Annotated in this window: 27 protein-coding genes; 11 read left to right on the top strand and 16 right to left on the bottom strand. The window is 70.3% G+C overall.

Annotated elements, in window-relative coordinates; all coding sequences use genetic code 11:
* Window positions 1–337: 337 nt before the first annotated feature.
* Window positions 338–1,873: a chaplin family protein gene (locus ABCU91_RS02640; protein WP_413354694.1), complete on the bottom strand. Its 1,536-nt coding sequence runs from the start codon at window positions 1,871–1,873 to the stop codon at window positions 338–340.
* Between the two features lie 93 nt (window positions 1,874–1,966).
* Entirely contained in the window at window positions 1,967–2,998 is a 1,032-nt protein-coding gene (locus tag ABCU91_RS02635) for a hypothetical protein (protein WP_413354693.1), read from the bottom strand.
* Window positions 2,999–3,449: 451 nt separating this feature from the next.
* On the opposite strand from ABCU91_RS02635, the gene dnaB reads away from it, so the two are divergent.
* Together dnaB and ABCU91_RS02625 are read left to right on the top strand one after the other, a co-directional pair.
* Complete coding sequence (gene dnaB / locus ABCU91_RS02630; RefSeq protein WP_065572052.1) at window positions 3,450–4,820, top strand: replicative DNA helicase; 1,371 nt, start codon at window positions 3,450–3,452, stop codon at window positions 4,818–4,820.
* A gap of 28 nt (window positions 4,821–4,848) precedes the next feature.
* Entirely contained in the window at window positions 4,849–5,433 is a 585-nt protein-coding gene (locus ABCU91_RS02625; RefSeq protein WP_413354692.1) for a dihydrofolate reductase family protein, read from the top strand.
* Here the strand turns inward: ABCU91_RS02625 and ABCU91_RS02620 are convergent.
* From ABCU91_RS02620 to ABCU91_RS02585, 8 genes are all read right to left on the bottom strand, one after another.
* Window positions 5,417–5,863 (bottom strand): hypothetical protein, encoded by a 447-nt coding sequence (locus ABCU91_RS02620; RefSeq protein WP_413354691.1) that lies wholly within the window; start codon window positions 5,861–5,863, stop codon window positions 5,417–5,419. The genes ABCU91_RS02625 and ABCU91_RS02620 overlap by 17 nt on opposite strands.
* Window positions 5,860–7,245 (bottom strand): phytoene desaturase family protein, encoded by a 1,386-nt coding sequence (locus ABCU91_RS02615; RefSeq protein WP_413354690.1) that lies wholly within the window; start codon window positions 7,243–7,245, stop codon window positions 5,860–5,862. The genes ABCU91_RS02620 and ABCU91_RS02615 overlap by 4 nt, the downstream gene beginning before the upstream one ends.
* A complete protein-coding gene (locus ABCU91_RS02610; protein WP_413355362.1) occupies window positions 7,242–8,129 on the bottom strand; it encodes a UbiA family prenyltransferase in 888 nt (295 codons plus the stop codon). Before ABCU91_RS02610 ends, ABCU91_RS02615 begins: the two co-directional genes overlap by 4 nt.
* A 97-nt stretch (window positions 8,130–8,226) precedes the next feature.
* On the bottom strand, window positions 8,227–9,135 hold the full coding sequence (locus tag ABCU91_RS02605; RefSeq protein ID WP_413354689.1) for an NmrA family NAD(P)-binding protein: 909 nt from the start codon (window positions 9,133–9,135) through the stop codon (window positions 8,227–8,229).
* A gap of 56 nt (window positions 9,136–9,191) precedes the next feature.
* Complete coding sequence (locus ABCU91_RS02600) at window positions 9,192–9,692, bottom strand: gluconokinase (protein WP_413354688.1); 501 nt, start codon at window positions 9,690–9,692, stop codon at window positions 9,192–9,194.
* The gene (locus ABCU91_RS02595) at window positions 9,689–10,711 is read right to left on the bottom strand and encodes an L-idonate 5-dehydrogenase (RefSeq protein WP_413354687.1); all 1,023 of its coding nucleotides are present in this window, start codon (window positions 10,709–10,711) and stop codon (window positions 9,689–9,691) included. The genes ABCU91_RS02600 and ABCU91_RS02595 overlap by 4 nt, the downstream gene beginning before the upstream one ends.
* A 17-nt stretch (window positions 10,712–10,728) precedes the next feature.
* Window positions 10,729–11,496, bottom strand: a complete 768-nt coding sequence (locus ABCU91_RS02590; protein WP_413354686.1) for an SDR family oxidoreductase — start codon at window positions 11,494–11,496, stop codon at window positions 10,729–10,731.
* Window positions 11,489–12,871 (bottom strand): GntP family permease, encoded by a 1,383-nt coding sequence (locus ABCU91_RS02585; RefSeq protein ID WP_413354685.1) that lies wholly within the window; start codon window positions 12,869–12,871, stop codon window positions 11,489–11,491. The genes ABCU91_RS02590 and ABCU91_RS02585 overlap by 8 nt, the downstream gene beginning before the upstream one ends.
* 136 nt (window positions 12,872–13,007) lie before the next feature.
* Here ABCU91_RS02585 and ABCU91_RS02580 point away from each other — a divergent pair, with 136 nt between their 5' ends.
* The 5 genes from ABCU91_RS02580 (at window position 13,008) to ABCU91_RS02560 (ending at window position 16,876) form a co-directional block, all read left to right on the top strand.
* The gene (locus ABCU91_RS02580; RefSeq protein WP_413354684.1) at window positions 13,008–13,712 is read left to right on the top strand and encodes a FadR/GntR family transcriptional regulator; all 705 of its coding nucleotides are present in this window, start codon (window positions 13,008–13,010) and stop codon (window positions 13,710–13,712) included.
* Between the two features lie 46 nt (window positions 13,713–13,758).
* Window positions 13,759–14,040: a metal-sensitive transcriptional regulator gene (locus ABCU91_RS02575; RefSeq protein ID WP_413354683.1), complete on the top strand. Its 282-nt coding sequence runs from the start codon at window positions 13,759–13,761 to the stop codon at window positions 14,038–14,040.
* 17 nt (window positions 14,041–14,057) lie between these two features.
* Complete coding sequence (locus tag ABCU91_RS02570; RefSeq protein WP_413354682.1) at window positions 14,058–14,345, top strand: heavy-metal-associated domain-containing protein; 288 nt, start codon at window positions 14,058–14,060, stop codon at window positions 14,343–14,345.
* Window positions 14,342–16,516: a heavy metal translocating P-type ATPase gene (locus ABCU91_RS02565; protein ID WP_413354681.1), complete on the top strand. Its 2,175-nt coding sequence runs from the start codon at window positions 14,342–14,344 to the stop codon at window positions 16,514–16,516. The genes ABCU91_RS02570 and ABCU91_RS02565 overlap by 4 nt, the downstream gene beginning before the upstream one ends.
* A gap of 189 nt (window positions 16,517–16,705) precedes the next feature.
* Complete coding sequence (locus tag ABCU91_RS02560; protein ID WP_413354680.1) at window positions 16,706–16,876, top strand: hypothetical protein; 171 nt, start codon at window positions 16,706–16,708, stop codon at window positions 16,874–16,876.
* Window positions 16,877–16,977: 101 nt separating this feature from the next.
* Here ABCU91_RS02560 and ABCU91_RS02555 read toward each other — a convergent pair whose 3' ends face one another.
* Window positions 16,978–18,039, bottom strand: coding sequence for an AAA family ATPase (locus ABCU91_RS02555; protein WP_413354679.1), 1,062 nt, complete (start codon window positions 18,037–18,039; stop codon window positions 16,978–16,980).
* A 63-nt stretch (window positions 18,040–18,102) separates the two neighbouring features.
* On the opposite strand from ABCU91_RS02555, the gene ABCU91_RS02550 reads away from it, so the two are divergent.
* Complete coding sequence (locus ABCU91_RS02550; protein ID WP_413354678.1) at window positions 18,103–18,450, top strand: hypothetical protein; 348 nt, start codon at window positions 18,103–18,105, stop codon at window positions 18,448–18,450.
* Window positions 18,451–18,680: 230 nt separating this feature from the next.
* On the opposite strand, the gene ABCU91_RS02545 is transcribed toward ABCU91_RS02550, so the two are convergent.
* A complete protein-coding gene (locus tag ABCU91_RS02545) occupies window positions 18,681–18,851 on the bottom strand; it encodes a CsbD family protein (protein WP_413354677.1) in 171 nt (56 codons plus the stop codon).
* Between the two features lie 147 nt (window positions 18,852–18,998).
* Complete coding sequence (locus ABCU91_RS02540) at window positions 18,999–19,586, bottom strand: hypothetical protein (RefSeq protein WP_413354676.1); 588 nt, start codon at window positions 19,584–19,586, stop codon at window positions 18,999–19,001.
* Between the two features lie 97 nt (window positions 19,587–19,683).
* Here ABCU91_RS02540 and ABCU91_RS02535 point away from each other — a divergent pair, with 97 nt between their 5' ends.
* On the top strand, window positions 19,684–20,112 hold the full coding sequence (locus ABCU91_RS02535) for an SRPBCC family protein (RefSeq protein WP_413354675.1): 429 nt from the start codon (window positions 19,684–19,686) through the stop codon (window positions 20,110–20,112).
* Between the two features lie 79 nt (window positions 20,113–20,191).
* A complete protein-coding gene (locus ABCU91_RS02530; protein WP_413354674.1) occupies window positions 20,192–20,617 on the top strand; it encodes a hypothetical protein in 426 nt (141 codons plus the stop codon).
* A gap of 1 nt (window position 20,618) precedes the next feature.
* Here the strand turns inward: ABCU91_RS02530 and ABCU91_RS02525 are convergent, their stop codons facing one another.
* Window positions 20,619–21,356, bottom strand: coding sequence for an SDR family NAD(P)-dependent oxidoreductase (locus tag ABCU91_RS02525; protein WP_413354673.1), 738 nt, complete (start codon window positions 21,354–21,356; stop codon window positions 20,619–20,621).
* A 15-nt stretch (window positions 21,357–21,371) separates the two neighbouring features.
* Window positions 21,372–22,922, bottom strand: a complete 1,551-nt coding sequence (locus ABCU91_RS02520; protein WP_413354672.1) for a cryptochrome/photolyase family protein — start codon at window positions 22,920–22,922, stop codon at window positions 21,372–21,374.
* Window positions 22,923–23,016: 94 nt separating this feature from the next.
* On the opposite strand from ABCU91_RS02520, the gene ABCU91_RS02515 reads away from it, so the two are divergent.
* Window positions 23,017–24,009 (top strand): alpha/beta fold hydrolase, encoded by a 993-nt coding sequence (locus ABCU91_RS02515; RefSeq protein WP_413354671.1) that lies wholly within the window; start codon window positions 23,017–23,019, stop codon window positions 24,007–24,009.
* Between the two features lie 3 nt (window positions 24,010–24,012).
* Here ABCU91_RS02515 and ABCU91_RS02510 read toward each other — a convergent pair whose 3' ends face one another.
* Entirely contained in the window at window positions 24,013–24,909 is an 897-nt protein-coding gene (locus tag ABCU91_RS02510; RefSeq protein WP_413354670.1) for an ROK family protein, read from the bottom strand.
* Window positions 24,910–25,146 lie beyond the last annotated feature (237 nt).

Genomic DNA, 25,146 nt, shown 5'->3' with positions numbered 1-25,146 from the left:
GACCGCGGCATCCGGCGTTTAGGGGTGTGAGCAGGCGTGTGGCGTTCGCGGATGCAAGAGATTGCGGCCGACACGCCGTGTCTCGAGCCCTGTTGGCGGGGTGTCGTGCCCGATCTCTTGCATCCGCACACGCCTGAGGAGCGGATGCCGGTGCTCGAGCCGCGGCATCCGCCCCTTCGGGCTGCTGCCGCCGTGTCAGCGGATGCATGGGATTCGGGGCGACACGCCGCGTTTCGCGCTCGAGCTGCGGTGTGTCGTGCGCGATCTCTTGCATCAGCGCACGCCTGTGGGGCGGATGCCGGCGGTCGAGCCGCGGCATCCGCCCCATTCAGTTGCGTCAGGCGATGCGACGACGCAGGGCGAGCGGAGCCCCTGCGAGGATCATCGCCGCGGCGGCCAAAGGCAGCCACGTCACGGACACGCCGCCCGCCTGAGCCAGGGCCCGGGGCATCTCGGAGGCGGTGGCCTGCGGGGTCATCGCTGCGCCGGGAGCCGCGGGGATCTGGTCATCCGTTCCCAGACCCGGGGTGTCACCCGGAACCGTGCCCGGGTTCGTCGGGTCCACGGGGTTCGTCGGGTCCGTCGGGTCGACCGGGTCCACCGGGTCCACCGGGTCCACCGGGTCCGTCGGGTCCATTGGACCGGTGCCAGGACCAGTGCCCGGGTCGGTCACCGTGCTGTCGCCGATGATCGAGACGGCGGTGTCGCCGACGGTGATCGGGATGCCGATGGGCAGCAGAACCTGCGTTCCTCCGCCGATCCCGTTCTCACCCGAAGTGATCGGTGTGCCGATCGTCCCGGTGCTGGGCGCGGTTCCCGCTCCGCTGCCGACGCTCGTGCTGTCGCCGATGACGGAGACGGCCGTGTCGTCAACGGTCACCGGGAGTGTGATCGGTGCGACGACCTGGGTGCCGGATCCGATGCCGTCCGTGCCGCCCGTGGTGGGCGCCGAGGAGGTGTCACCCGTGGTAGGCGTCGCCGATCCCGACGTGCTCTCGCTCGTGCTGTCCCCGATGACGGAGACGGCCAGGTCGCCGACGGTCACGGGGACCGAGATCGGTGCGACGACCTGGGTGCCGGAGCCGATGCCGTCAGAGCCGCCCGTGGTGGGCGCCGAGGAGGTGTCACCCGTGGCAGGCGTCGCCGATCCCGACGTGCTCTCGCTCGTGCTGTCCCCGATGACGGAGACGGCCAGGTCACCGACGGTCACGGGGACCGAGATCGGTGCGACGACCTGGGTGCCGGATCCGATGCCGTCCGTGCCGTCGGTGGTGGCCGACGGAGCGGGGGATGCCGGTGCGGCCGGGGCCGCGGCATCCGTGTTCTCCGTCGTGCTGTCGCCGATGACCGAGACGGCGGTGTCCGTCACGGCGACCGGGACGGTTACGGGGGCGACGACCTGGGTGCCGGAAGCGACGCCGTCCGAACCGTCCGTCGTCGACGTTGCAGGCTCCTCAACGGGGGCGGCCGGCTCTGCGGGCGCAGCAGGTGCCGGATCCGCGCTCTCGGTCGAGCTGTCGCCGATGACCGACACTGCGACATCATTCACCGTGACGGGGACGGACACGTCGATGATCGCTTGCGATCCCGATGCCGTCCCATTCGATCCGTCGGTGGACCCCGACGCAGTCTCGCGAGGTGCCGGAGACGAGTCCACGCCCTTCGAGCTGCTGGACGAGTCGCCGATCACCGACACAGCCGTGTCGCCGATGGTGACGGGGACGTCGACGTTCAGGAGCGCCTGGGTGCCCGAGAGCAGCCCGTCCTCTCCGGACGTCGTGGATTCTGCGGCCTGCGCGGCTGCTGCGCCGAAGAGCGTGATGCCTCCGGCGACGAGCGTACCCAGGAGGGCACGCGACAACATGGTGTTCATTTCTCTCTCCTTGAAACATGACTGGGGATGGCGCGATGGCGCCGTCACGTGGGACGTGCGGTGGCGTGCCGCGGATGCGCGGCGCGATCCCCGTCAGTCAGGAGAGACGTCGGTGTCGAAGAACGGTGCGGGCAGGCCGTGCTCGTCGTGCGGCCGTCCCCGACGCGCCCAGGCACGGTGCGCAACGGGGAAGCCGAACGGAAGCAGGGCGAACAGCCCGGCAGCCCCTCCGGAGGAAGCGGACGTCAGAGAACCGGTTCCCGCCAGGGGCGCTGCGGGCGCGGGCGGGGCGGTGTCAGGCGTGGGGGATGCCGCGAGCCCGGCAACGGCCGACGATACGTCGGCGGAACGAGCCGCTACGGTCGCCTGGAAGGCGTCACGCGTTGTCAGAGCGGCGGGGCTCACCCGTGCTGCGGAAGCTGGCCTCGAAAGCGCACCGACAGCGGTCGCGGCGGATGTCGTGCCGGTCGCTGAAGCGTTGGCATCGGGCGACGCCGACGACACCGGCAGAGGGTAGACGGGAATGACCCCGAGGCCGGGTGTGATGGGCTCCGTCACGGGGTCGATGGCGTCCACGACCGGGGGGAGCACAGTCTCGATCATCGGGTCGATCGCGTTCACAATCGGCTCGATGACTGGGCGGACGGCATCCACGACAGGAACGACGACACTGTCCGTGATGGGCGTCACGACGGTGACGACGGGGGGAAGGACGGTATCGGTGACGGGCTTCACCGCCGTGTCGACAACGGGCTTCACGACCTTGTCGGTCACGGGGGTGACGACCTCGTCCGTGACGGGCTTCACCGCCTTCTCGGCTACCGGCTTCACGACCTTGTCGGCGACGGGCGTGACGACCTTCTCGATGACCGGCGCGACCGCCTTCTCGGCCGCAGGCGTGACGAGCTTTTCGGTAACGGGCTTCACGATCTTGTCGGTCACCGGTGCAACGGTCCGTCCGACGACCTCGGTCACCCCGCTGAGCAATCCATCGTCTTCGCGATCAGCGGCGCGGGCGTGCGATGCGTTCAGGACAGCTGCAAAGGCCACCCAGAGCAAGGCGAGGCCGAACCCGATCGCAGCGAGGAGACCGAGTCGGACGAACGCGCGTTGCGTTGTGAGCACAGGTCACCTCCACGATGTCTCATCGGAACGCGCGCCGTTACGGCCGCGTTCTGCGGGGTGCCTGGACCACACACGGTACCGACTTCCTATGAATTTGACAAGAGCACTTCGAGCCACTTTCCGAGGCGGCGAGAGACCTCGGAAACGGTCCGACTTTCTCATTTGACAAATCCCCGATTCTGCACATGAGTGGGGATAACCCTGAACCTTCAACCCGCACTTGAGGTCGGTTGTCTATCCACAGACTGTGGGAAAGGAAAAGCCAGGTCAGAAGGCATTCGAACTGAACGGATTCACCAGATTCCACTCGTTGTCCACAGGCTCTCTGCACAGGGTGAGCGGCGTTTCGCGCAGATTCTCCACACAGTTATCCACAGGCCGGTTTGCGTGTGTCCGAGCCCCTCCATAGCGTGTCCGAGGGCCTTCCAGCGGGCCCGGAAGAGGGGCGTGTATGTCGATCGCGGATCTGTCTGACGACCGAATCGGCGGATCCCGCGGTCCGGAACGCACCCCGCCGCACGACATGCTCGCCGAGCAGAGCACCCTCGGCGGAATGCTCCTCTCGGGAGACGCCGTCGCCGACGTCATCGAGGCGCTCCGCGGAACCGACTTCTACGTTCCCAAGCACGAGTTGATCTTCGAAGCCGTTCTCTCGCTGTACTCGCACGGCGAGCCGACCGACGTGGTCGCGGTTACGGACGAGCTGATCAAGACCGGTGATCTGCAGCGCGCCGGTGGCGCCGATTACCTGCACTCGCTCACGTCGATCGTCCCCACCGCGGCGAACGCCGCGTACTACGCCTCGATCGTCCGCGAACGAGCGCTGCTGCGTCGCCTCGTCGAGGCCGGCACCCGCATCGTCCAGATGGGCTACAACGGCCAGGGCGAGGCCCTCGACCTCGTCAACAACGCGCAGGCCGAGATCTACTCCGTGACCGGGCAGGAACAGTCCGAGGACTACGTTCCCCTGCAGGTCGCCGTCGACGCCGCCGTCGAGGAGATCGAAGCCGCCCGCGGACGCGACGGTCAGATGACCGGCATCCCGACCGGGTTCGCTGCCCTCGACCAGCTCACCAACGGCCTGCACGGCGGACAGATGGTCGTCGTCGCCGCCCGTCCCGCCATGGGTAAGTCGACCCTCGCGCTCGACTTCGCCCGCGCGGCCGCCATCAAGCACAACCGCCCGACCGTCTTCTTCTCGCTCGAAATGGGACGCAGTGAGATCGCCATGCGACTCATGAGCGCCGAGGGTGCCGTGCCGCTGCAGAGCATGCGCAAGGGCATGCTCGACAGCCGCGACTGGACCACGATCGCCTCGACCCGCGGTCGCATCAACGACGCGCCTCTGTACATCGACGACAGCCCGAACATGACGCTCGTCGAGATCCGCGCGAAGTGCCGCAAGCTCAAGCAGCGCGTCGGGCTCGAGATGGTCGTCATCGACTACCTGCAGCTCATGACGAGCGGCAAGCGCGTCGAGTCGCGCCAGCAGGAGGTCTCGGAGTTCTCGCGTGCGCTGAAGCTGCTGGCGAAGGAGCTGCAGGTCCCCGTCATCGCCCTGTCGCAGCTGAACCGTGGTGCCGAGCAGCGCGCCGACAAGAAGCCCGCCATCAGCGACCTGCGTGAGTCGGGCTCGATCGAGCAGGATGCCGACATCGTCATCCTGCTGCACCGTGAGGCCGCCTACGAGAAGGACAGCCCCCGCGCCGGCGAGGCGGATCTGATCGTCGCGAAGCACCGTAACGGCCCGACCGACACAGTCGTCGTCGCGTTCCAGGGGCACTTCTCGCGCTTCACCGACATGGCCGTCGGGATGGACTGAGCAGCCCGACCTTGCGGAGAGGACATCGATGAGAGACCTCGTCTACTACGTCGCCGTCAGCATCGACGGCTGCATCGCCGACGCGAACGGCGGGTACGACGCCTTCCTCGTCGAGGGCGACCACAACGCCGTCATCTTCGGCGAGTACGCCGACGCGCTGCCCGGGCACGTGCAGCGGGCGGTCGGCATCCAGTCCGCGAACACGACGTTCGACACGGTGATCATGGGGTGGAACACCCTGATTCCCGCACTGGATGCCGGGATCACGAGTCCGTACCCGCACCTCAGGCAGGTCGTCGCCAGCCGTCGGGAGCGCGAGGTCGACCCGGCGGTCACCCTGACGGGCGATCCGGTGGCGACCGTCCGTTCCCTCAAGCAGGAGGACGGCGCGGACATCTGGCTGTGCGGTGGCGGGGAACTCGCCGGGGCGTTGCTGCCCGAGATCGACCGGCTCGTTCTGAAGCGCCACCCGGTGGCTCTGGGTTCCGGCATCCGCTTGTTCGGTGAGGCCGCCCCTGCGGAGTACCCCTTCACGCGGACGCGCGTGCGCGAGTTCGCCTCGGGCGTCGCGATCGAGGAGTACGTGCGGAACCCGGCTACTTCGCGCGCTTGACTCCGCGCGGGCGCCAACGCCACCACATGACGTGGTAGTCGCCCTGCTCGACGTCGTAGATGCGCCCGCAGATCGCGCACTCGCATTCGTAGGTCATCGACCAGCCGGGTTCGCTCGTCGAGAGGATGCGGATGTTGCCCGCCTCCTCTTCCTTGCGCGGGTCGCGGTGCTCGGGACCCGGGTAGTCCTCGCACCAGCACGACCTGTTGGCCCGGTGCTCGAGCTTCGCGAGGGCGAACTCGACGTTCGCCGAATTGGGCCGGATCAACCCGCCGAGATCGAGCTTCTGGGTGGCCTGTCGGATGCGGGCGATGTGCGGCACGAGCGGGTCCACGAGGTCGGGGTCACGACTGCCGAGCACCTGCCACGTGGCGTGGAGCACGCGGTCCGTCTCGCCGGAGAGGAAATCCTCGAGCAGGGTCGTCGTCATGCGGGATGCCTCCTGAGCAGCTTCTCGGTCACCATCATCGCCCCGCCGAGCACGGCCGGGATGCCGCCGCCGGGGTGCACGGAGGCGCCGACGCGCCACAGCCACGGCCGCCGGAGATCGTGGTGCGCAGGCCGGTGGAACGGCCCGCTCATCCACAGCGGACGCGCGGCGCCGTAAAGGGCGCCGTGGCGCTCGCCGAACGTGCCGAAGTAGGCCGGGTCGAGGACCGCGGCATCCGTCATCGCGTCGGTGAGGAGGCCGTCGAGCCCCATCGTGCGGGAGATCCGTTCGACCTCGCGACGCACGAACCGGTGCTCGAGGCTGTACCCCGACCCGTCGGCTGGCGCGGTCAGCAGGACGGCGAGCGTGCTGCGGTCGTTCGGGTACACCTGGCCGGCGCGGTAGAGGTTGACGAACGCCATCGTGTCGGCGGGCTCGTCGCCCGCGGCGAGGCTGCGGTGCAGGGCATCCGGCTTGGACGGCAGGATGACGCTGTGCGCGGCGATCCGGTCGGGGAGCGGTTCGCGGAGCGAGCCGTAGATCGCGACCGCCGAGCACGACAGGGCGCCCGGGGTGCGCCGCCGCCCGAGGAGGGCATCCACCCGGTCCGCGTCGAGCGCGCTCACGACGATGTCTGCCTCGAACGACCCGCCCGCAGTTGTGACCCGTCCGCGCTCGATGCGGGTCACGGTCTCACCCGTGCGGATGTCGACACCCGCGGCATCCGCCATGCGCTCCAGCGCGAGCGGGATCTCGTACACGCCGCCGCGGGGGACCCATACGCCGGACGCCGCCATCACGGCCGGCATGCTCGCGTAGAGCGCGGGCGTCCGCTCAGGCGGAACCCCGGCGTTCAGCGTGTGGATCGCGATGATCTCGCGGAGTCCGTCGGGCATCCACCTCAGGCTGTCGAGGTACGCGCGCGTGCTCAGCCGCGGTCCGTACACGGCGAGCAGTCGCCGGAGCGCCGGGAGCGAGCGCCGGTCGAGCGGATCGGCGACGAGGAGTGCAGTCACGTCGTCGGCGAGGGGCGCGTGCTCGTCGCTGAACCGCTTCCACGCGGGGTACCAGCGGTGCTCGGGCGGCACGGGGAGGGTGACCTCCTCGCCGTCGTAGTAGTAGCGGCCGACCTCGGGCAGCCGCTCCAGCTCGAGGGCGCCGGGGTCCGTGCCGAGGCGGGCGCACAGCTCCTGCCACACGCCGGGGAACGTCACGAGCGAGGGGCCGGAGTCGATGCGCTCGCCGTCGACCTCGAGCCGCCGACTTTTCCCGCCGACCGTCGCGGCCCGCTCGAGCAGGGTCACGTCGTGTCCGGCACGGGCCAGCAGAGCGGATGCCGCCAGCCCCCCGAGCCCTGCGCCGATGACGACGATGCGGCTCATCCGTACACCTCGAAGAACATCTTCGTCAGCTGCAGTCCGCTCGCGACCGACCCGGCGACATAGGGGAACGCGATCGACACGGGGTACAGGCGACGCCCCGTCGCGGGGGTGGGGCGCACCAGCATCCACACGACGAGGACGCCCGCGATCGCGAGGTTGGCCGCTGCGACGGGGATGCTCACGAGCGCGAACAGGACGGTGGAGGCCATCCACCAGCATCCGCTCCACACCGCCGTCCCGCGGGGGCCCAGCAGAACAGCGGTCGTGCGGATGCCGGCCTCGCGGTCCTCGTCGATGTCCTGCACCGCGTCGTAGGCGTGCTTCGCGACGCTCCAGACGAGGAGGCCGATGACGGCGGGCCACAGCGGCGGCTCGCCGAGTGCGACCGGGACGATCAGCAGGGGCAGGCCGTAGGCGGCGTTGCTGAGCGAGTCGAGGAACGGGCGCTGCTTGAACCGCAGCGGCGGCGCCGAGTAGAAGACGAAGACGAGCGTGTAGACGAGGATCAGCAGGACGGCCGCGGGCGGGTAGGCGATGACGAACCAGACGAGGAACGGCACGTTCGTGATCGCGACCGCCCACACGATCAGCCGCACCTCGCGCGGCTCGATCCGCGCGCCCTCGATCGAGCCCTTCCGCGCGTTCAGCGCGTCGGTCTCCTGGTCGAAGATGTCGTTCACGCCGTAGATCAGGAGGTTGAACGGCAGCGTGAGCCACACGAGAAGCGGGATCGCCGCGGCATCCAGCAGCTGCCCCGTGAGCCACATGCCGAGCACGCCGGTGCCGATCGTGTTGATCCAGAGGACCGGGCGCGAGATGTGGACCAGACGGCCGAGGGTCGACCACGCCGAGACGCGAGGAGCCGGAGCGGGCTGATGGTCGATGGCGGGACTCCTCGAGTGGTGACGGCGCGGACGACCGTGTTCCGCGATTGTATGCGGCGACGACGAATCTTCGACCGCTCTTGCGCGGGGGTGCGGATCAGGCGCGCGGGCCGGCCAGCCAGGGGGCGAGGACCTCGCGGGCCGTCGTCCAGGACTGACGCCCATAGCGGTCGTTGTCGACGTGGCGCAGCGCGGCCTCGCCACTGAACATGCTCACGAAGTACTGCATGCCCTGCCAGGCGGGGAACGTCTCACCGGGGTTGCGCGAGAGGCGTCGCCCCACTGCGGCCATGGCCGACAGTGTCCCCGTCGTGCCCGCCCACTGCAGCCTGAACGTGTCGCCGCTGAGCTCGGTCGCGAGTTCCGCCACCTGGCGGGCGGTGATCCGGTCGCCGGCGACCTCGACTACACGCGGGGCATCGGCGTCGAGGGCGACCAGCGCGACGGTCCGGGCGGTGTCGTCCTTCGTCGTCACGTCGAGCCCCTGGTCGGCCGACGACCAGAACAGCACGCGCTTGCGGTCGCGGAGGATCATCGGCGCCTCACCGGCGAGCAGCTCGGTGAACATGCCGTTCAGTACCGACGTCGCCTGGATCGGCGCCGCGTCGAGGTCGGCCGCGAACTCGCGTCGTAGCTCAAGGTTGCGGTTCGTCCCCGGGGTGAGCCGACGGTAGTCGGCGGAGTAGTCCGACGGCACGAAGCGGGGCACGCCGGCCGCGACGGCCGCGGCGAGAAGCGCGCGCTGCGCGTCGATGATCACGGGGCGGAGGCCGCTGACCGCCGAGACGACGACGTCGGCACCGGATGCCGCGGTCACGAGCGCGTCGTGGTCCGCGTAGTCGGCGGTCACGATCGCGACCCGCGCGTCGGTGCCGAAGCGCTCGGCCGCGGTCGAGCTGCCCGGACGGGTCAGGACCCGGAGCCGGACGTCGTGGTGGAGGAGCTCGCGGGAGATGCGGCTGCCGAGGTCGCCGGTTGCGCCGGCGACGAGAACGGTGGTGGTCACGTGGTCATCCTGCGGGTGACCACGTGTTCCGGACGAGGGGTTGCGTTCCGCTCGCCTCAGCCGGCCGGCTCGTCGAGCGCGATGCGCGCGCGGCGGGCGACGTCGAGGATGCGGCCGACGTTCTCGACGGCGACCCCGGGCTCGTCGTCGCCGAGGTGCTCGAGGGTCGCGAGCTGCGAGGCGAGGAGCGCCGGCGGCATGAAGTGCTGACGCGACCGCATCCGGCGGTCCAGCTCCTCGGGCGAGACGACCAGCTCGACGAAGCGCACGTCGGGCGCGGCGGCTCTGATCCGCTCGCGGTAGCGACGGGCCAGCGCGGAGCAGGCGACGACGAGACCGGGCGCCTCGGCGAGGGTCTGCCCGACGATGTCGAGCCAGGGCGCTCGATCCTCGTCGTCGAGGGGATGGCCCGCCTCCATCTTCTCGACGTTGGCCTGCGGGTGCAGATCGTCGGCGTCGACGAAATCCACGCCGAGGTCGACGGCGAGAGCGGCTCCGACGGCGGTCTTGCCCGATCCGCTCGGACCCATGACGACGACGCGCGGTGCAGTGCTCACGATTCCACCTTCGCAGAGTTCATCGCGACGACGACCTTGCTGCTCTCGGCGGAGCGCCGTGCGGTCTCGAACGCCTCGACGGCCGCGTCGGGGCGGAACTCGTGGGTGATGACGGCCTCGATCTCGGGACGACGCCGCAGGACCTCGATCGCCTCGTCGATCTCGTCGAGGAAGCGGAAGGCACCGGTGAGCGTCGCCTCTTTGGAGATGAGCGGGGCGATATTCACGCCCACCGGCTGGTTCGGCAGCATCCCGATCTGGACAACGGTTCCGCGGCGGCGGACGGCGGCGATCGCCGACGACACGGCGGGTGCGGCTCCCGAGCACTCGAGGACCACGTCGTAGACGTCGGAGGGGACCTCGTCCTCACCCACCCGCCAGACGCCGTCGACACCGAGCGCGCGTGCCCGCTCGAGCGGCTCGGGCAGCAGGTCGGTGATCTCGACGCTCGCCGCTCCCCCCTCCTGTGCAGCGACGACGGCGAGCAAGCCGATCGGACCCGCACCGCAGACGAGCACGCGCGCACCGGCGAGGGAGCCGGCTCGGCCCGCGCCGTGAATGGCGACGGCCAGGGGCTCGGCGAGGACGGCGCGGCGCACGGGCAGGTCGGCGGGCAGGGTCCGGATCATGCCGGCATCCACCACCAGGTACTCGCTCATCGCGCCCTGCGTGTGCGGAGTCGTCGCGGCACTGCCGAGGTAGCTGCCGCCGGGGCGCAGGTGCGGCTCGACGGGCGCCGACCCCTCGGGGCCGAACCGCGCGGGGTGCACCGTCACGGGCGTCCCCGCGGACAGCAGCCCGGACGGGTCGAGGTCGACCCAGCCCGACAGCTCGTGCCCGGGGATGAGGGGCTCGGTGACGACGAACGCGCCGTTGGCGCCCTCGGAGTAGTAGTGCAGGTCGGATCCGCAGATTCCGACGTACCCCACCCGGATTCGGACCTGCCCCGCGCCCGGCTCGGGGACGGGATGGTCCGCGACGGTGAGGTCGAGCTTGCCGCCGATGACGACTGCGTCCATGTGTGTCTCTCCTCGGATCAGACGACCGCGGTCATGCCGCCGTCGACGAACAGGTTCTGGCCGTTCACGAAGTCGCTCGCCGCCGAGGCGAGGAACACGAGCGGTCCGCGGAGCTCCGCGACGTCACCCCAGCGGCCGGCCGGGGTGCGCTTCGCGACCCAGTCCGAGAAGTCCGCGTCGGCGACGAGCGCCGCGTTCATCTCGGTGGCGAAGTAGCCGGGCGAGAGCGTGTTGACCTGGATGCCGTGGCGAGCCAGGTCGGCGGCCATCCCACGACTGAGCTGGGCGATACCGCCCTTGCTCGCGGCGTACGGGGCGATGGTCTGACGCCCGAGCAGCGACTGGACCGAGGCGATGTTGATGATTTTGCCCGAGCCGCGCGCGATCATGCCGGGGGCCACGAAACGCGACACGTAGAAGGCGCTCGACAGGTTGCTGGAGATCACGGCGTCCCAATCCGCGACGGGGAACTCCGCGAAGGGCGCCCGCCGCTGGATCCCCGCGTTGTTGACGAGGATGTCGGGGGTCCCGAGCCGCGAGGTGAGCACACCGATCGCGGCCTCGACAGCCTCGGCATCCGTCACGTCGAACAGGGTCGTCTCGGGACGGATGCCGGTGCGCTCTGCGATCGCGTCGGCGCTGCACTCCACCGCCTCTGCGTCGCGGCCGTGGACGATGACGCGGGCGCCGGCCTCGGCGAGGCCCACGGCGAGGCTCTGGCCGAGCCCCCGCGACGATCCCGTCACGAGGGCCAGGCGGCCGCTGAGGTCGAAGGCGTCAGACAAGGGACACCAAGCCGAAGATTCCGAGCACGATGAGGAATCCGACGACGGACTCGAGGGCCTGCTGGACGGTCCAGGTCTTGAGCGTCGTCTTGACGTCCATGCCCATGAGGCGACCGACGAGCCAGAAGCCGGAGTCGTTGACGTGACCGGCGAAGACGGAGCCTGCCGCGGTGGCGAGGACGATACATGCGACCTGCAGGGCATTGAATCCACCCGACAGAACGGCGGGCGCGACGAGCCCCGCGGCCGTCACGAGGGCGACGGTCGCCGACCCCTGCGCCACGCGGAGCAGGAGCGCGATCAGGTAGGCGGCGAAGATGACCGGCACACCGATCGAGGCGAGCGAGTCCGAGAGCGCGTCGCCGATTCCCGAGGCGCGCAGGACGCCGCCGAACATGCCGCCGGCACCGGTGATGAGGACGACCGAGCAGATCGGTCCGAGCGAGGACTCGACGATCTTGTCGAGCGCGCTGCCGCCGACACCGCGGCGGGTGCCGAGGACGAACAGGGCGACGAGGACGGCGATCAGCAGGGCGACCTGGCTCGTGCCGATGAGGCCGAGCGCCTGCACCCAGACGGCGGTGCCGTCGACGGCTCCCGACGAGACGAGCGCCGCAGAGCCGGTGTTGAGGAGGATCAAGACCAGCGGGATCGCGATGACGCCGATGACGGTGCCGGCCTTGGGCGGGTTCGTGGGTTCGACGTCCTCGCCGAACAGACGGGGGATGGCGAGCGGGATGCGGCGGTCTATGAAGCGCGCCCAGAGGTACCCGCTGAGGTACCAGGTGGGGATCGCGACGACGAGACCGATGAGCAGGACGAGGCCGAGGTTCGCCCCGAAGGTCTCGCTCGCTGTGATGGGGCCGGGGTGCGGCGGCACGAACACGTGCATGACCGAGAACGCGGCGGCGGCCGAGATGCCGTAGAGCAGCATGTGCTTGCCGCCGATGCGACGCGCCACGGCGAAGATGATGGGCAGCATGACGACGAGGCCGGCGTCGAAGAACATCGGGAAGCCCATGAGGAGCGAGGCGACGCTCAGCGCGATGGCGGCGCGCTTCTCGCCGAAGATCGAGACCATCTTCTCGGCCAGCACGCGGGCGCCACCCGAGCTCTCGATGAGCGCGCCGAGCATCGCTCCGAAGCCGACGAGAAGCGCGACCGTGCCGACGGTCGAGCTGAAGCTGTCGATCAGGACCTTGCCTATGCTGCCGACCGGGATGCCGGTGGCCAACGCGGTCAGCAGCGAGACCAGCACGAGCACGATGAACGCGTGCATGCGGACCTTGATGATGAGCAGCAGGATCAGGCCGACCGCTCCGGCCGCGATCAGAAGGAGCGGTAGCGCTCCGAGTGTTTGCGTCCACTCGTCCATGGGTGTTCTCCAGTGAATCGTCCCGACGCCGGGGCCTTTCCCGACGGCGAGCCCACGGTGTCACATAAGTACTACCTTTCGCAAGCGAATGATCGTACTTTTCGCGGTAGCGTGAGCACCGCTACGAAGGACACCGATGCCCACGCCTGCCACCACCGCATCCCACGCTCACATCGTCGAGACCCTCGGCCGACGGATCGTCGGCGGCGAGCTGCCGCCCGGGACCGGGCTGACCCTCGCCGGCCTCGAGGAGGCGTTCGCCGCGTCGCGGACGGTCGTGCGCGAAGCGGTCCGGGTCCTCGAGGCGCACGGGCTGCTCACCTCGCGTCGCCGTGTCGGGCTCGTCGTCCGGCCTCAGGCGGAGTGGGACATCTTGAACGCGGACATCATCGAGTGGTCGCTCGACAGCCCCCGACGGCGCGACGTGCTGATCGAACTGACCGACCTCCGCGTTGCCGTCGAACCCGTCGCCGCCCGCCTGGCCGCGGAACGGGCGGGGGATGCCGAGCGCGACGAACTCGTGCGGTGGGCGACGCTGCTCAGCGACCTCGGGAATCAAGGTCTCGGCGACTCGGGCGAGTACCTCGACGCCGACATCGCCTACCACCGGCTCCTTCTCAAGGCTTCGGGTAACGCCCTGTTCGAGAAGCTCGGCGACCCCATCGCCGAGATCCTGCGCGGCCGATCGGTGCGAGGGCTGACGCCCGGGATGCCGCGGGTCGGCACCCTCGAAGCCCACCTCGCGACGGCTCAGGCGATCCGCGACGGGCGCGGTGCCGATGCAGAGGCCTCGGCCCGGGAGCACCTGACGCTCGTCTCCGGCGAGGTCGAGGAAGTCTGATCGCGACCGCTTGACGCGTATACCCTAGGGGGGTACCGTATCTGCCATGAACGGGTACGACGCGAACAAGGATGACCTGCAGAAGCGACTGCGCCGGGTCGAAGGCCAGGTGCGCGGCATCGCGCGCATGGTCGACGAGGACAAGTACTGCATCGACATCCTCACGCAGGTCTCCGCCGCGACGAAGGCGCTCGAGACCGTCGCGCTCTCGCTGCTGTCCGACCACCTCAACCACTGCGTCGCCGAGGCGAGTGCCGAAGGCGGCCAGGTCGCCGCCGTCAAGATCCGCGAGGCGAACGACGCGATCGCGCGTCTCGTCCGCTCCTGAACACTGGAGGAAACGACATGACCGACCGCATTCAGCTCGGCCTCACCGACGTCTCCGCATCCGGGGCGCCCGCCGCACCGGCATCCGCCGTCACCGAAGAACTGCTCGTCACCGGCATGACCTGCGCGCACTGCGTCGCGAGCGTCCGCGAGGAGCTTTCCGAGATCGACGGTGTCGAGGCCGTGTTCGTCGACCTCGTCGCCGGCGGCACCTCGCACGTCACCGTGCACAGCGCGACCCCCCTCGACGACGACGCCCTGACCGCCGCCATCGAGGAGGCCGGATACTCCCGGGTGTCCGCGTGAGCACCGACGTCGAGCTCGACATCTCGGGGATGACGTGCGCCTCGTGCGCCACCCGGATCGAGCGCAAACTCAACAAGCTCCCCGGGGTCGAGGCATCCGTCAACTACGCCACCGAGAAGGCGCGCGTGCGTGCCGAGGGCGTCGACACCGCGCAGCTCATCGCGACGGTCGAGGCCGCCGGGTACGCGGCGGCGGTGCCGGCACCCGAGCCCGAGACGACGGAGGCGGATGACGAGACGAGGCCGCTCCGCCAGCGGCTGCTGATCAGCGCCGCCCTCTCGTTGCCGGTCGCGCTGATGTCGATGATCCCGCCGCTGCAGTTCGAGAACTGGCAGTGGCTCGCGCTGACCCTCGCCGCTCCCGTCGCGGTCTGGGGCGCGTGGCCGTTCCACCGGGCGGCCGCCGTCAACCTGCGCCACGGCGCGGCGACGATGGACACCCTCATCAGCCTCGGCGTCATCGCGTCGTTCGGCTGGTCGCTGTACGCCCTGTTCTTCGGCGGTGCGGGCATGCCCGGCATGACCATGACCTTCACGCTCGTCGGTGCGCCGCAGGCGGGCGGGCACGAGATCTACCTCGAGGTCGCCGCGCTCGTCACGGTCTTCATCCTCACGGGGCGCTACATCGAGGCTCGCGCGAAGCGGGCGTCGTCCGAGGCGCTGCGCGCGCTGCTCGAACTCGGGGCCACGGATGCCGCAAAGCTGCAGAACGGCGTCGAGACCCGCGTGCCGGTCGCGCAGCTCGTCGTCGGCGACACGGTCGTCGTCCGCCCCGGCGAGAAGATCCCGTCGGACGGACTCGTCACCGCGGGGATGAGCAGCGTCGACGCGAGCATGCTCACGGGTGAGTCGATGCCCGTCGAGGTCGCCGAAGGTTCCCGTGTCGTCGGCGCGACGATCAACGTCGGCGGACGCCTCGAGGTGCAGATCACCCGCGTCGGCGCCGATACCGAGCTGGCCCGGATGCGGCGGCTCATGGAGGAGGCGCAGACCGGCAAGGCCGAGGTGCAGCGCCTCGCCGACCGGGTCTCGGCCGTCTTCGTGCCCGTCGTGATCGTGCTCGCGCTCGCCGCCCTCGTCGGCTGGGCGATCGCCGGTGCGCCGTGGGAGCTCGCCTTCACCGCTGCGGTCGCGACGCTCATCATCGCCTGCCCGTGCGCGCTCGGGCTCGCGACCCCGACCGCCCTGCTGGTGGGAACCGGGCGCGGGTCGCAGCTCGGCATCCTGATCCGAGGACCTCAGGTGCTCGAGCAGACCCGCACCGTCGACACGATCGTGCTCGACAAGACCGGCACCGTCACGACCGGACGCATGAGCGTGACCGAGGTGCTGCCTGCGGAGGTGTCCCGGGAGGAGCTTCTCGCGATCGCGGCATCCGTCGAGTCCGGGTCGGAGCACCCCGTCGCCCGCGCTATCGTCGCCGCAGCGCCGACGGGGCGCGTCGAGTCGTTCCAGTCGCACGCCGGATTCGGTGTCCAGGGTGTCGTCGAGGGGGCGGCGGTCGTCGCCGGCCGGCCGTCGTGGCTCGCCGAGCAGTGGGCCGTTGCCGTGCCCGCCGATCTGCCCGAAGGGACGGTCGTGGCGCTCGCGCGCGACGGTGTGTACCTCGGAGCGATCGTCGTCGCCGACACCGTGAAGGACTCGAGCGCGGCAGCGATCGCCCGGTTCCGCGAGCTCAGGCTCGAGCCGATCCTGCTGACCGGCGATACCGCGTCGTCGGCGGAGCGGGTCGCCGCCGAGGTCGGGATCTCCCGCGTCGAGGCCGGCGTGACACCGGCGGGCAAGCTCGACACGATCCGCCGTCTGCAGGGCGAGGGCCGGGTCGTCGCGATGGTGGGCGACGGTGTCAACGACGCCGCGGCTCTCGCAGCCGCCGACCTCGGGATCGCGATGGGCGGCGGCACGGACGCGGCGATCGCGGCATCCGACATCACCGTCGTCTCGGGCGATCCGATCGTCGTTGCCGATGCAGTGCGCCTCGCGCGGCGGACCCTGGGCGTCATCAAGGGCAACCTGTTCTGGGCGTTCGCGTACAACGTCGCGGCGATCCCGCTCGCGATGGCCGCGCTGCTGAACCCGCTCGTCGCCGCGGCGGCCATGGCGCTGTCGTCGGTGTTCGTGGTGACCAACAGCCTGCGCCTGCGCGGGTTCCGGGCGGTGGGGCGGGGCTGAAGGCGGCGCTGTGTGCGGGTGGCGTGTGCGCGAATGCAATAGTTCGCGCGCGACACGCCGGGCCGCGGCATCCCTCACCGGGGTGTCGCTTCGGATCTCTTGCATCGGCGCACGCCGAAAGCGGCAGGCGCTCCGAAATCCCCTGTTCGGGGGATGTCGCCGAAGCGTCGGAGGCCTACCGTCGAGGGCATGGATATGCATCAGCTGTCTCGAGCATCAGCGGGAGCGACGGTCGCCGTCATCCTCGCCTTCGCGGTCGGCCTGATCGCCGACAACGCTCTCATCGGACTCGCCGCGGGCGCAGTGCTGATCGGGCCAGGCGCGTACATCGGCCTGCGGGCACCTGTCACCCGGGTCTGACCGCGGGCGGTGTGCGCGGATGCAAGAGATCGCGCGTGACGCGCCGAGCCCCGGCATCCCTGACCCGCGTGTCGCCTCGGATCTGTTGCATCCGCGCCCGGCTACCAGCTCGCGGCGATCCTGACGGCGGCCGCGGCCTCCGCCGGTGAACGCCGCGCGATCGGGACGATGAGCTCGCCCTCCCGCCGCGGCAGCGATGACTGCAGGACCGAGGTGCGCAGCACGCGGGCCACGGTCGCGTTGCTCGCGCCGAGCAGGTCGTCGCCGGCGAGCCTCGGACCTTCTCCGCGCTGCCGGGCCCGAGCGCGGTCTTCGAGGGAGGCCGCGTCGGCCGCGAGGCGCACGAAGGTCACGTCAGCGGCGGGGAGCGCGGCTCGAACTATGGACGGGTCGACCTCGAGCGGCGCGACGATCACGAACTGATCGGCTCCGACGCACCGGAACTCCCGGATGACGGCTGCAAGGTTCGCCACGCCTGCGTCCGCGACGTTCCACACTAAGGACAGCTGCGCGAGGTCGAAAAAGCCCGTACGCCGGCCGTGACTCCACTCTTCGGCCACGATTTCCCAGCCGATGCGGGATGCCCCGGCCAGACGTGGTCCCGTGAGCCACAGCATCCGAGCCCCGGTATAGGTCGAGGTCTCGACGTCGCCACCCGACGGGAGAGTGGATGCCGCGGCCCGCCGCGCGAGAACCGCGGCCACGGTCTCGGCTTCGGAGAGCTCATCGGTCGCGAGCTGCTCCCATGCCGTGTCGATGCGCGACTCCTCCAGGGTGCCGGCGGAGAGGGAGGCGGCGAGCTGGTCGGTGCTGTCGCCACGGCCCCGCAGACGAGCGCGGCGGGTCGACTCCGCCGCCCGCAGCCACAGCGAGCGCACCTCGACTCCGGGGATCAGCACCGGAGGTCGGTCGGGTCGCGCGACGCCCGAGACGACCATGCGCTCGACCCCGGCGCGGAGGAATTCTCGAACCACGGCCGCGAGCGCCGTCTCTTTGAGGACCCAGCGGTCCGGATCGTCGACCGGCGCCGGGTAACACATGCCGAGCTGGTCGATGTCGATGTACGCCGTCGCGATCCCCTCGGCGGCGTGTCTGTTGGCGACAGCCCACGCCGTCGTCGACTTCCCGACCCCGGGGACTCCCGCCAGGCGAAGAAGTTCCACCCGGGGATCGTGGCACCCTGCGTGCCCTGGTGCAAGACTCGCGACGTGCCTCCGGATTCTCAAATGGACGACATCGGCCACATCATCGCCACCTTCACGGTCGTGGCCGAAGCTCCGGTCGAGGGTCTCGAGCAGTATTCGCGGGAATCGCGCGACCCTGCCGACCCCGTTGTCCACCACCTCGGCTCAGTGACGATCGACGAACCCGACGCGAAAGCTCGCGCAGACGCGCTCGAGTCCGCCATCGACGTCTTCCTGGACCGCGCCGATCACGTTCCTCGACCGGTCTTGCATGGGCCTGGCGTTTTCGTGCGGTTGTACGTCAGCTTCGGCCATGGGGCACAAACCATCACCTCGCGCACGATCAGACGACTTGCTGACGTCAACGCGACTCTGTGGATCGACGCATGACGCTCATCCTCACCGTGGCGAGCGTGCGCGCGGCCTTGGATCGCGTCGGGCGCGGCCGCACGCGTCCACGGATGCAAGAGATCGAGGCCGACACCCCGGTGATGGATGCCGGGGCGCGGCGTGTCGCGCCGGATCTATTGCATCCGCGCGCAGCCCGTAGGCCCGGCCGCCGCGCAACAAGAAGGGCCCCACCGGCTGACCGGCAGGGCCCCTCCCATGATCGGGCTGGCTTACTTGAACACGTCCTTGACGTTCTCGCCGGCCTTCTTGAGGTTCGCTTCGCGCTGGTCGGCTTCGCCCTCACGGCGAAGGTCCTCGTCACCGCGGTGGTCGCCCAGGGCTTCCTTCGCCTTGCCGGCGATGTCCTGCGCAGCGTTCTTGATCTTGTCGTCGAGACCCATGTCGCACTCCTCAGTTCGTGGGAATCCCAGAATCCGACTCGCGACGATTCCACTCAACCGCTTGCATTCGGCGCCGTTTGGTGAAACTCATACCTTTCGCCGACGCCTCGCAGGGGCGCCGCCACGCGATGCGGATGCCGGTCGGGTCTACTTTCCGCATCGACCTGCCCAGTTCTCGTCTGGTTCGTCGGCGTCGGGTGACATTCCGGCATCCTGCGCAGCGCGCCCCGGCTTCACATCGCGCAAGGCCAGTGCGCCGGTGCACGGCACCGCGAGCAGGTCGCCCTCGACGAGGTCGGTGGGTAGGGCCGCCTGGTTGTACGGCCACGTGGGCGCACCGACGTCGCCCGGGACGATGTCGACCATCGCCGTCTTCGCGGTGGACGCGCGACCGATGAGGCGGCAGTGCTCCCACTGGATCGGGAGGTCGTGCGTCGTGCAGTCGACGAGTGCCAGACGGCGCCCGTCCTGCGAGTCGACGCGCAGCGTCACGCGGAAGACGAGGACGGTGACGTCCATGCCGATGCCGCGACGGCGGGCATCCTGCGTGTGCGGGTGGGCGAGGTCGCCGGTCATCACGCACGGCGTCCCTTCGAGCTCGGCCAGCCGCGTCAGTGACACACCCGCCACAGTCACATCGCGCACCTCCGCGACGGTGTGTTCGGGCCAGGCCCGCCGTTCGATCGGATCAGGGATGCTGCGTCGCAGCGAGGGGAGGACCGTGGTCAACGTCATGGGCACAGTCCTAATCGCTCACTACCGCGGCGGGACGGGTCCGAACGGAACCCATACGACCGGTCCGCGCGTCGCACTGCGCACCTAGGGTGAGGACATGTTCACCGTCATCGAGTCCGTCACGATCGACCGCCCGGTGACCGAGGTGTTCGGCTTCTTCACTGAGGGCCGCGCCCGCTGGGACGAGTCGGTCATCTCGGAAGAGCTCACCTCGCCGCCGCCCGTCGGTGTCGGGTCGACGATGCACACACGGATGCGGGCGGTCGGCCGCGAGGTCGACTTCGACTGGCGCGTCACGGCCTACGACCCCGGCGCGCGGATGGCGGTCACCAGCACGAGCGGGATCATGGCGACGTCGTCCGACCTGCAGTTCGCCGACGCCGACGGCGCGACCGTCGTCGCCGTGCGCATCGACGCGGAGCCGACCGGGATCATGCGCCTCGCTGAGCCGATGATCGCCGACTCGATCCGCTCGACGCTGTCGACGTCGCTCGCCCGCGCGAGGCGGATGCTCGAAACGTCCTGACCCGGCGTCATCCTCTCGGCTGACACGGATGCCTCTCCGGGCCGACGACGTGCGGGAGGCGACTGCGTAGACAGGAAGGATGAAGCGCACACTCGCCGCCCTGTCCCTCGCCTTCGTCGCCGCCGGTCTCACGACGGCCTGCGCGCCGACGGATGGTGACGACGAGGAACGCATCGTGAGGACCGTCAGCGAAGGATCGACGATCCCCGTCACCGACCTGGTGCCGGACAACGCGAAGCGATTCACGATCGTGTGCCCGTACGAGAGCGTGGAGGGTGTCGCCACACGTCTCGGCGTCTCGGCGACGACCGTCCCCGACCTCTCGAAGCGTGACGATGCGCAGGCGCTCGTCGTCGTGACCGCGGACGGGGTCGATGCAGCCGAGTTCCCGCGTGACCGCGTCGACCTGTGCTCCACCGAGGGCGCCTGGCCGGTCTACGAGAAGACCGACGCGGCCACTGCCGCCGTCACGCGCAAGGACGACGTCTACGTGGTCACGCGCTGACCTACTTCACCAGCGGCCGCACCGTCGTGAATCCGCCGTCGACCGGGATCACCTGACCGGTGATGCGACCGGCATCCGTCGACAGCAGCCAGTCCATGACGGCCGCGACGTCGTCGGCCGTCTGCACGCCGCCGAGCGGGTACTGCTTCTCGGCACCCTCGCGCTGCATCGGGACGCTCAGCATCCCGGCGGTCATCGGGGTGTCCGTCATCCCCGGAGCGACCGCGTTGACCCGGATGCCGCGCGCGGCATACGTGGCGGCGGCGCTGCGCACGAGCGCCTCGACGCCGCCCTTCGCGGCGGCGATCGCCTCGTGGTTCGCGACACCGACCCGGGCGACGACCGAGCTCGCGAACACGGCCGCGCCGGGCTGCTTGCCGGTTGCCTCGAGCCAGGCCTGCAGGATCCAGATGCTGCTCTCGAGGTTCACGCGCAGGATGTCGCGCGCGGCGTCGGTCTTCGTCCGGTGAAGCGGCGTGATGAGCGTGCTGCCGACCGCGTGCGCGAGCCACGCAGGCGCGTCACCCAGTTCGGACCGGCACCCCTCGAGCGCCGCGGCGGCACCCTCGGGGGTCGTCACGTCGGCCTCGATGTGCGCGTCCGCATCGACGGAGGCGAGGGATGCGGCATCCCGCCCCACGGCGGCGACCCGCAGACCGCGCGCGCGTAGCCGGGCGACAAGGGCGCTGCCGACGCCGCCGCGGGCGCCGGTGACGAGGGCGATGTCGGTCGATGTCATGATGCGCTCCTTGGCTCAGGCGTGCGGAACCGGGATGTCGCCGCGCCGGATCGCGTCGGCGCGCTCACGGATGCCGGTGATCTCGTCGTCGTCCAGGCGCGACACGTTCTTCACCTGCAGTGACATGCGGTGATTGGCGGCGAGAGGCTCCTCGTGCCGGATGAGGTAGTCCCAGTACAGGGTGGTGAAGGGGCAGGCGTCCTCGCCGATCCGTTTCGCGGGATCGAACGGGCACGTCTTGCAGTACGGGCTCATGCGGTCGATGTACTTGCCGGTCGCGGCATACGGCTTGCTGCCCATCAGCCCGCCGTCCGCATACTGGCTCATGCCGAGCGTGTTCGGGAGTTCCGCCCACTCGACCGCGTCGACGTAGACCGCGAGGTACCAGGCGTGGACCTCCTTCGGGTCGACGCCGAGCAGCATCGCGTAAAGGCCCGTGACCATGAGCCGCTGGATGTGGTGCGCGTACCCGTTCTCGAGCGTCGTGCCGATCGCGTCCCGCAAGCAGGCCATCGCGGTGTCGCCGGTCCAGTAGAAGTCGGGGAGCGGTTCGAACGCCTCGAACGCGTTCCGCTCGAGGTAGCCGGGCATCTGCGTCCAGTAGATGCCCCGGACGTATTCGCGCCACCCGAGGATCTGCCGGATGAAGCCCTCCACGGCGGGCAGCGGAGCCTTCTTCTCGCGGTAGGCGGCCTCGGCCGCGGCGACGACCTCGCGCGGCGTCAGCATCTTGAGGTTCATCGACGACGACAGGTGCGCATGCCAGAGCCACGGCTCACCCGGCCACATCGCGTCCTGCGTCTCGCCGAAGCCCGGCAGGCGTTCCTCGATGAAGACGTCGAGCGCCTCGAGCGCCTGCGCGCGGGTGACCGGCCAGGCGAACGAGTCGAGCGAGCCGGGGTGGTCGGCGAACCTCCTCTCGACCAGCGCGATGACCTCGCGAGTGGTCTCGTCGGGCTCGAACCGAGCGCGCGGGGGGACCAGGCCCGGGCCCTGCTTCGGGAACGCCTTGCGGTTGTCGGCGTCGTAGTTCCACGACCCGCCCACCGGCTGCCCGCGGGTCGTCATCAGCACGTCGTGCTTCTTGCGCATCTCGCGGTAGAAGTACTCCATCCGCAGCGACTTCCGACCCTCGGCGTGCGCGGCGAACTCGGCGACGGTGCTGAAGAAGTGCCGGTCCTCACGGATGTCCAACGGGATGCCGCTGTGCTCGGCCACCTCGCGCAGCGCCTCGCGCACCCGCCACTCACCCGGCTCCGTCACGACGAGTCCCGCGGGTTTGAGCTTCGTCACGTCGGCCGCGAGCTGGTCTGCCAGCGAGTCCTTCGTCGATCGGGCGTCGAGCTTCGCGTAGTGGAGCGGACGCCCGGCATCCGTCACCTCCGCGGCGAAGTGCCGCATCGAGGCGAGGAAGACCGCGGTGCGCTGCTTCGTGCTCCAGACGTGCTCGGATTCACCCGCGACCTCGGCCATCCAGACGGCATCCCGATCCGGGTCGAAGTCGTCGAACGCGCTCGACTCGTGATCGAGCTGATCGCCCAGCACGATGACGAGGTGTCGCAGCATGGCGCCAGCGTAGGAAGGGGGCCCGACGGTTCCCACCGCTTGTGCCCGGCGGGCGAGCGCGCTAGCGGCAGGGCGGACCTGGCATCCTGGGTGCATGCCTGCGACCGAGGACGCCCCCGACGTCGACGTCGAGCACGTCGGACGCGGCGGCCATCGCACGCGGGTGACGCGTGTCGAGACCACGGCAGGCGACGGCGGTCGTCCCTTCGTCCTCGTCGCCGGTGTAGGCGTCGCAGCGACGTACTTCGAGTTCCTCGCGCCCTCGCTCGCCGAGCACGGCGACGTGTTCGCGCTCGACCTGCCCGGCTTCGCGGGGATGCCGCGGCCCGGCGACCAGCCCACCGCCGAGTTCTTCGCGGATCGGGTCGAAGAAGTCCTCGATCACTACGGCCTCGAGGATCCCGTGGTCATCGGCCACTCGATGGGCACGCAGGTCGTCACCGAGGTGCTGATCCGACGCCCGCAGCTCCGGCACGCCGTGCTCGTGAGCCCCGTCGTGAACGACCAGGAGTCGTCCCTGCCGATCGTCGCGTTCCGCTTCGCGCAGTCCGCGACGCGAGAGACGTTCCACCTCGCGATGACGGCCCTGTCGGCCTACGTGCTCTGCGGGTTCGTCTACTTCGTGCAGGTGCTGCCGCACATGCTGCGGTACCGGTTGGTCGAGCGGATGCCGCGGGTCGAGGCATCCGTCCTGTTCATCCGCGGCGAGTACGACGCGACGTCACCGCGCCGGTTCCATTCGCGGCTCGTCGCCGCGGCGCGGAACGCCCGCCGCTGGGAGATCCGCGGCGCGGCCCACTCGATCATCAACGCGCACGCGGTCGGGGCGGCCGAGCTCATCGTGAAGCACGCGAACGATTCGCTGCGGCCGAAGGGACGGATGCCGGCCGAGGAGGCCGCCGTGCCTCCGCCACCCCACGCCGGCATCGGGGTCGTCTGGAGCGCGATGCGCGAACGCGCCGCCGAGTGGTGGTCCGCCGCGCGCCGCGACGAGGCCGGCGTCGAGCGCGCGAAGGAACGGCACGCCCGCATCCTCTGGCGCGCCTACTCCCGCGCGCGCCAGGACCCGCGCCGCGAGGTGCGCTGAGACTCAGGCCGGCCAGACGTCGAGCGCGCGTTCGCGCGCTGAGGCCACAGCCGCGGCGACCGCCCCGGTCACCACGACCTCGCCCCCCAGGGTCGAAGCGACGAGCTCCGGCGCGGGCAGGTCCAGGTCGGTCGGGAGCGACCGCCGCGCCGCGGCGACGACCTCGTGCACGCCGTCCGCGATCGCGCCCGATACGACGACACGCTCCGGGTCGAACATGCTGCCCAGGACGCTCACGATGCGGGCGAGGGTGAGGCCCACGCGGTCCACGATCCGCAGCGCGTCGGCGTCTCCCCGGGCGGCCATCGCGAGGACCGTCCGGGCGTCGAGCTCTTCTGGCCTGACCGCCCGGAATCCCGCCGTCGCCTCACCGGAGCGGGCGAGTTCGGCGGCCCACGATGCCACCCGCGATCCGAGGCCCTCGGCGCCGCGCACGCCGTCGACGTGGTCGAATGCGACCATCTCGCCGACCCCGCCGTGATGACCGCGCAGCAGGTGTCCGTCGACGACGACCCCGGCGCCCAGGCGCGACCCGGCGAGCAGGGCGATGTAGTCGTGGCATCCCTTCGCGGCCCCGTTCGACCCCTCGGCGACCGCCGCCAGCGACGCGTCGTTCTCGATCCGCACGATCGGTGCCCACGAGAGGACGTCGACGAGGTCGGGGTTCATTCGCTCCCAGAAGCGGGTGGGATGCCGCGGCGACCGCCCCGTGCGGTCGACCGGCGCGGGCACGCCGGCGCACACCGCGAGCACGTCCGCTCGCGTGCGACCCGCAGCGGCCAGGGCCCGGTCGACGGTCTCGGCCACGGCAGCGGCGCGAGCGGGGGCCTCGTCGCGGTCCAGGATGAGGCGCGCGTCGGCATCCGCCATCGGCTCGCCCCGGAGGTCCGCGATCGACACCGACACGTGCTCGTGTCCGGCGTCGATGCCGACGCGCCGGGCGGCCCTTGCGGTAATCCCCGGCCAGACGAGCATTCGGCAGCTCGGCGAGCAACCCGCGAGCGACGAGGGCAGCGGTCGCTTCGATGGTCGTCGACCGCGTCAACCCCGTGGACTCCATCGCGTCCGTGGCGGTGAACTCGAGTGTCTCCCACGCGAAAGCGAGCACGGCGTCCTGACTCGCCGGGCGAGTCGGAG

The organism is Microbacterium phoenicis (assembly GCF_047302325.1).
Taxonomy (GTDB): domain Bacteria; phylum Actinomycetota; class Actinomycetes; order Actinomycetales; family Microbacteriaceae; genus Microbacterium.
The sequence above is the reverse complement of the archived record's forward strand: the minus strand, read 5'-3'. Positions and strand labels throughout refer to the sequence as shown.

What these genes read in the sequence shown, in the direction of transcription:
- ABCU91_RS02525 (WP_413354673.1), bottom strand. Translation starts at nt 21,356, where the DNA reads ATGACATCGACCGACATCGCCCTCGTCACCGGCGCCCGCGGCGGCGTC.
- ABCU91_RS02625 (WP_413354692.1), top strand. Translation starts at nt 4,849, where the DNA reads ATGAGAGACCTCGTCTACTACGTCGCCGTCAGCATCGACGGCTGCATC.
- ABCU91_RS02595 (WP_413354687.1), bottom strand. Translation starts at nt 10,711, where the DNA reads ATGGACGCAGTCGTCATCGGCGGCAAGCTCGACCTCACCGTCGCGGAC.
- ABCU91_RS02585 (WP_413354685.1), bottom strand. Translation starts at nt 12,871, where the DNA reads ATGGACGAGTGGACGCAAACACTCGGAGCGCTACCGCTCCTTCTGATC.
- ABCU91_RS02580 (WP_413354684.1), top strand. Translation starts at nt 13,008, where the DNA reads ATGCCCACGCCTGCCACCACCGCATCCCACGCTCACATCGTCGAGACC.
- ABCU91_RS02575 (WP_413354683.1), top strand. Translation starts at nt 13,759, where the DNA reads ATGAACGGGTACGACGCGAACAAGGATGACCTGCAGAAGCGACTGCGC.
- ABCU91_RS02520 (WP_413354672.1), bottom strand. Translation starts at nt 22,922, where the DNA reads ATGCTGCGACACCTCGTCATCGTGCTGGGCGATCAGCTCGATCACGAG.
- ABCU91_RS02515 (WP_413354671.1), top strand. Translation starts at nt 23,017, where the DNA reads ATGCCTGCGACCGAGGACGCCCCCGACGTCGACGTCGAGCACGTCGGA.
- ABCU91_RS02560 (WP_413354680.1), top strand. Translation starts at nt 16,706, where the DNA reads ATGGATATGCATCAGCTGTCTCGAGCATCAGCGGGAGCGACGGTCGCC.
- ABCU91_RS02530 (WP_413354674.1), top strand. Translation starts at nt 20,192, where the DNA reads ATGAAGCGCACACTCGCCGCCCTGTCCCTCGCCTTCGTCGCCGCCGGT.
- ABCU91_RS02545 (WP_413354677.1), bottom strand. Translation starts at nt 18,851, where the DNA reads ATGGGTCTCGACGACAAGATCAAGAACGCTGCGCAGGACATCGCCGGC.
- ABCU91_RS02620 (WP_413354691.1), bottom strand. Translation starts at nt 5,863, where the DNA reads ATGACGACGACCCTGCTCGAGGATTTCCTCTCCGGCGAGACGGACCGC.
- ABCU91_RS02615 (WP_413354690.1), bottom strand. Translation starts at nt 7,245, where the DNA reads ATGAGCCGCATCGTCGTCATCGGCGCAGGGCTCGGGGGGCTGGCGGCA.
- ABCU91_RS02570 (WP_413354682.1), top strand. Translation starts at nt 14,058, where the DNA reads ATGACCGACCGCATTCAGCTCGGCCTCACCGACGTCTCCGCATCCGGG.
- dnaB (WP_065572052.1), top strand. Translation starts at nt 3,450, where the DNA reads ATGTCGATCGCGGATCTGTCTGACGACCGAATCGGCGGATCCCGCGGT.
- ABCU91_RS02640 (WP_413354694.1), bottom strand. Translation starts at nt 1,873, where the DNA reads ATGAACACCATGTTGTCGCGTGCCCTCCTGGGTACGCTCGTCGCCGGA.
- ABCU91_RS02540 (WP_413354676.1), bottom strand. Translation starts at nt 19,586, where the DNA reads ATGACGTTGACCACGGTCCTCCCCTCGCTGCGACGCAGCATCCCTGAT.
- ABCU91_RS02535 (WP_413354675.1), top strand. Translation starts at nt 19,684, where the DNA reads ATGTTCACCGTCATCGAGTCCGTCACGATCGACCGCCCGGTGACCGAG.
- ABCU91_RS02550 (WP_413354678.1), top strand. Translation starts at nt 18,103, where the DNA reads ATGGACGACATCGGCCACATCATCGCCACCTTCACGGTCGTGGCCGAA.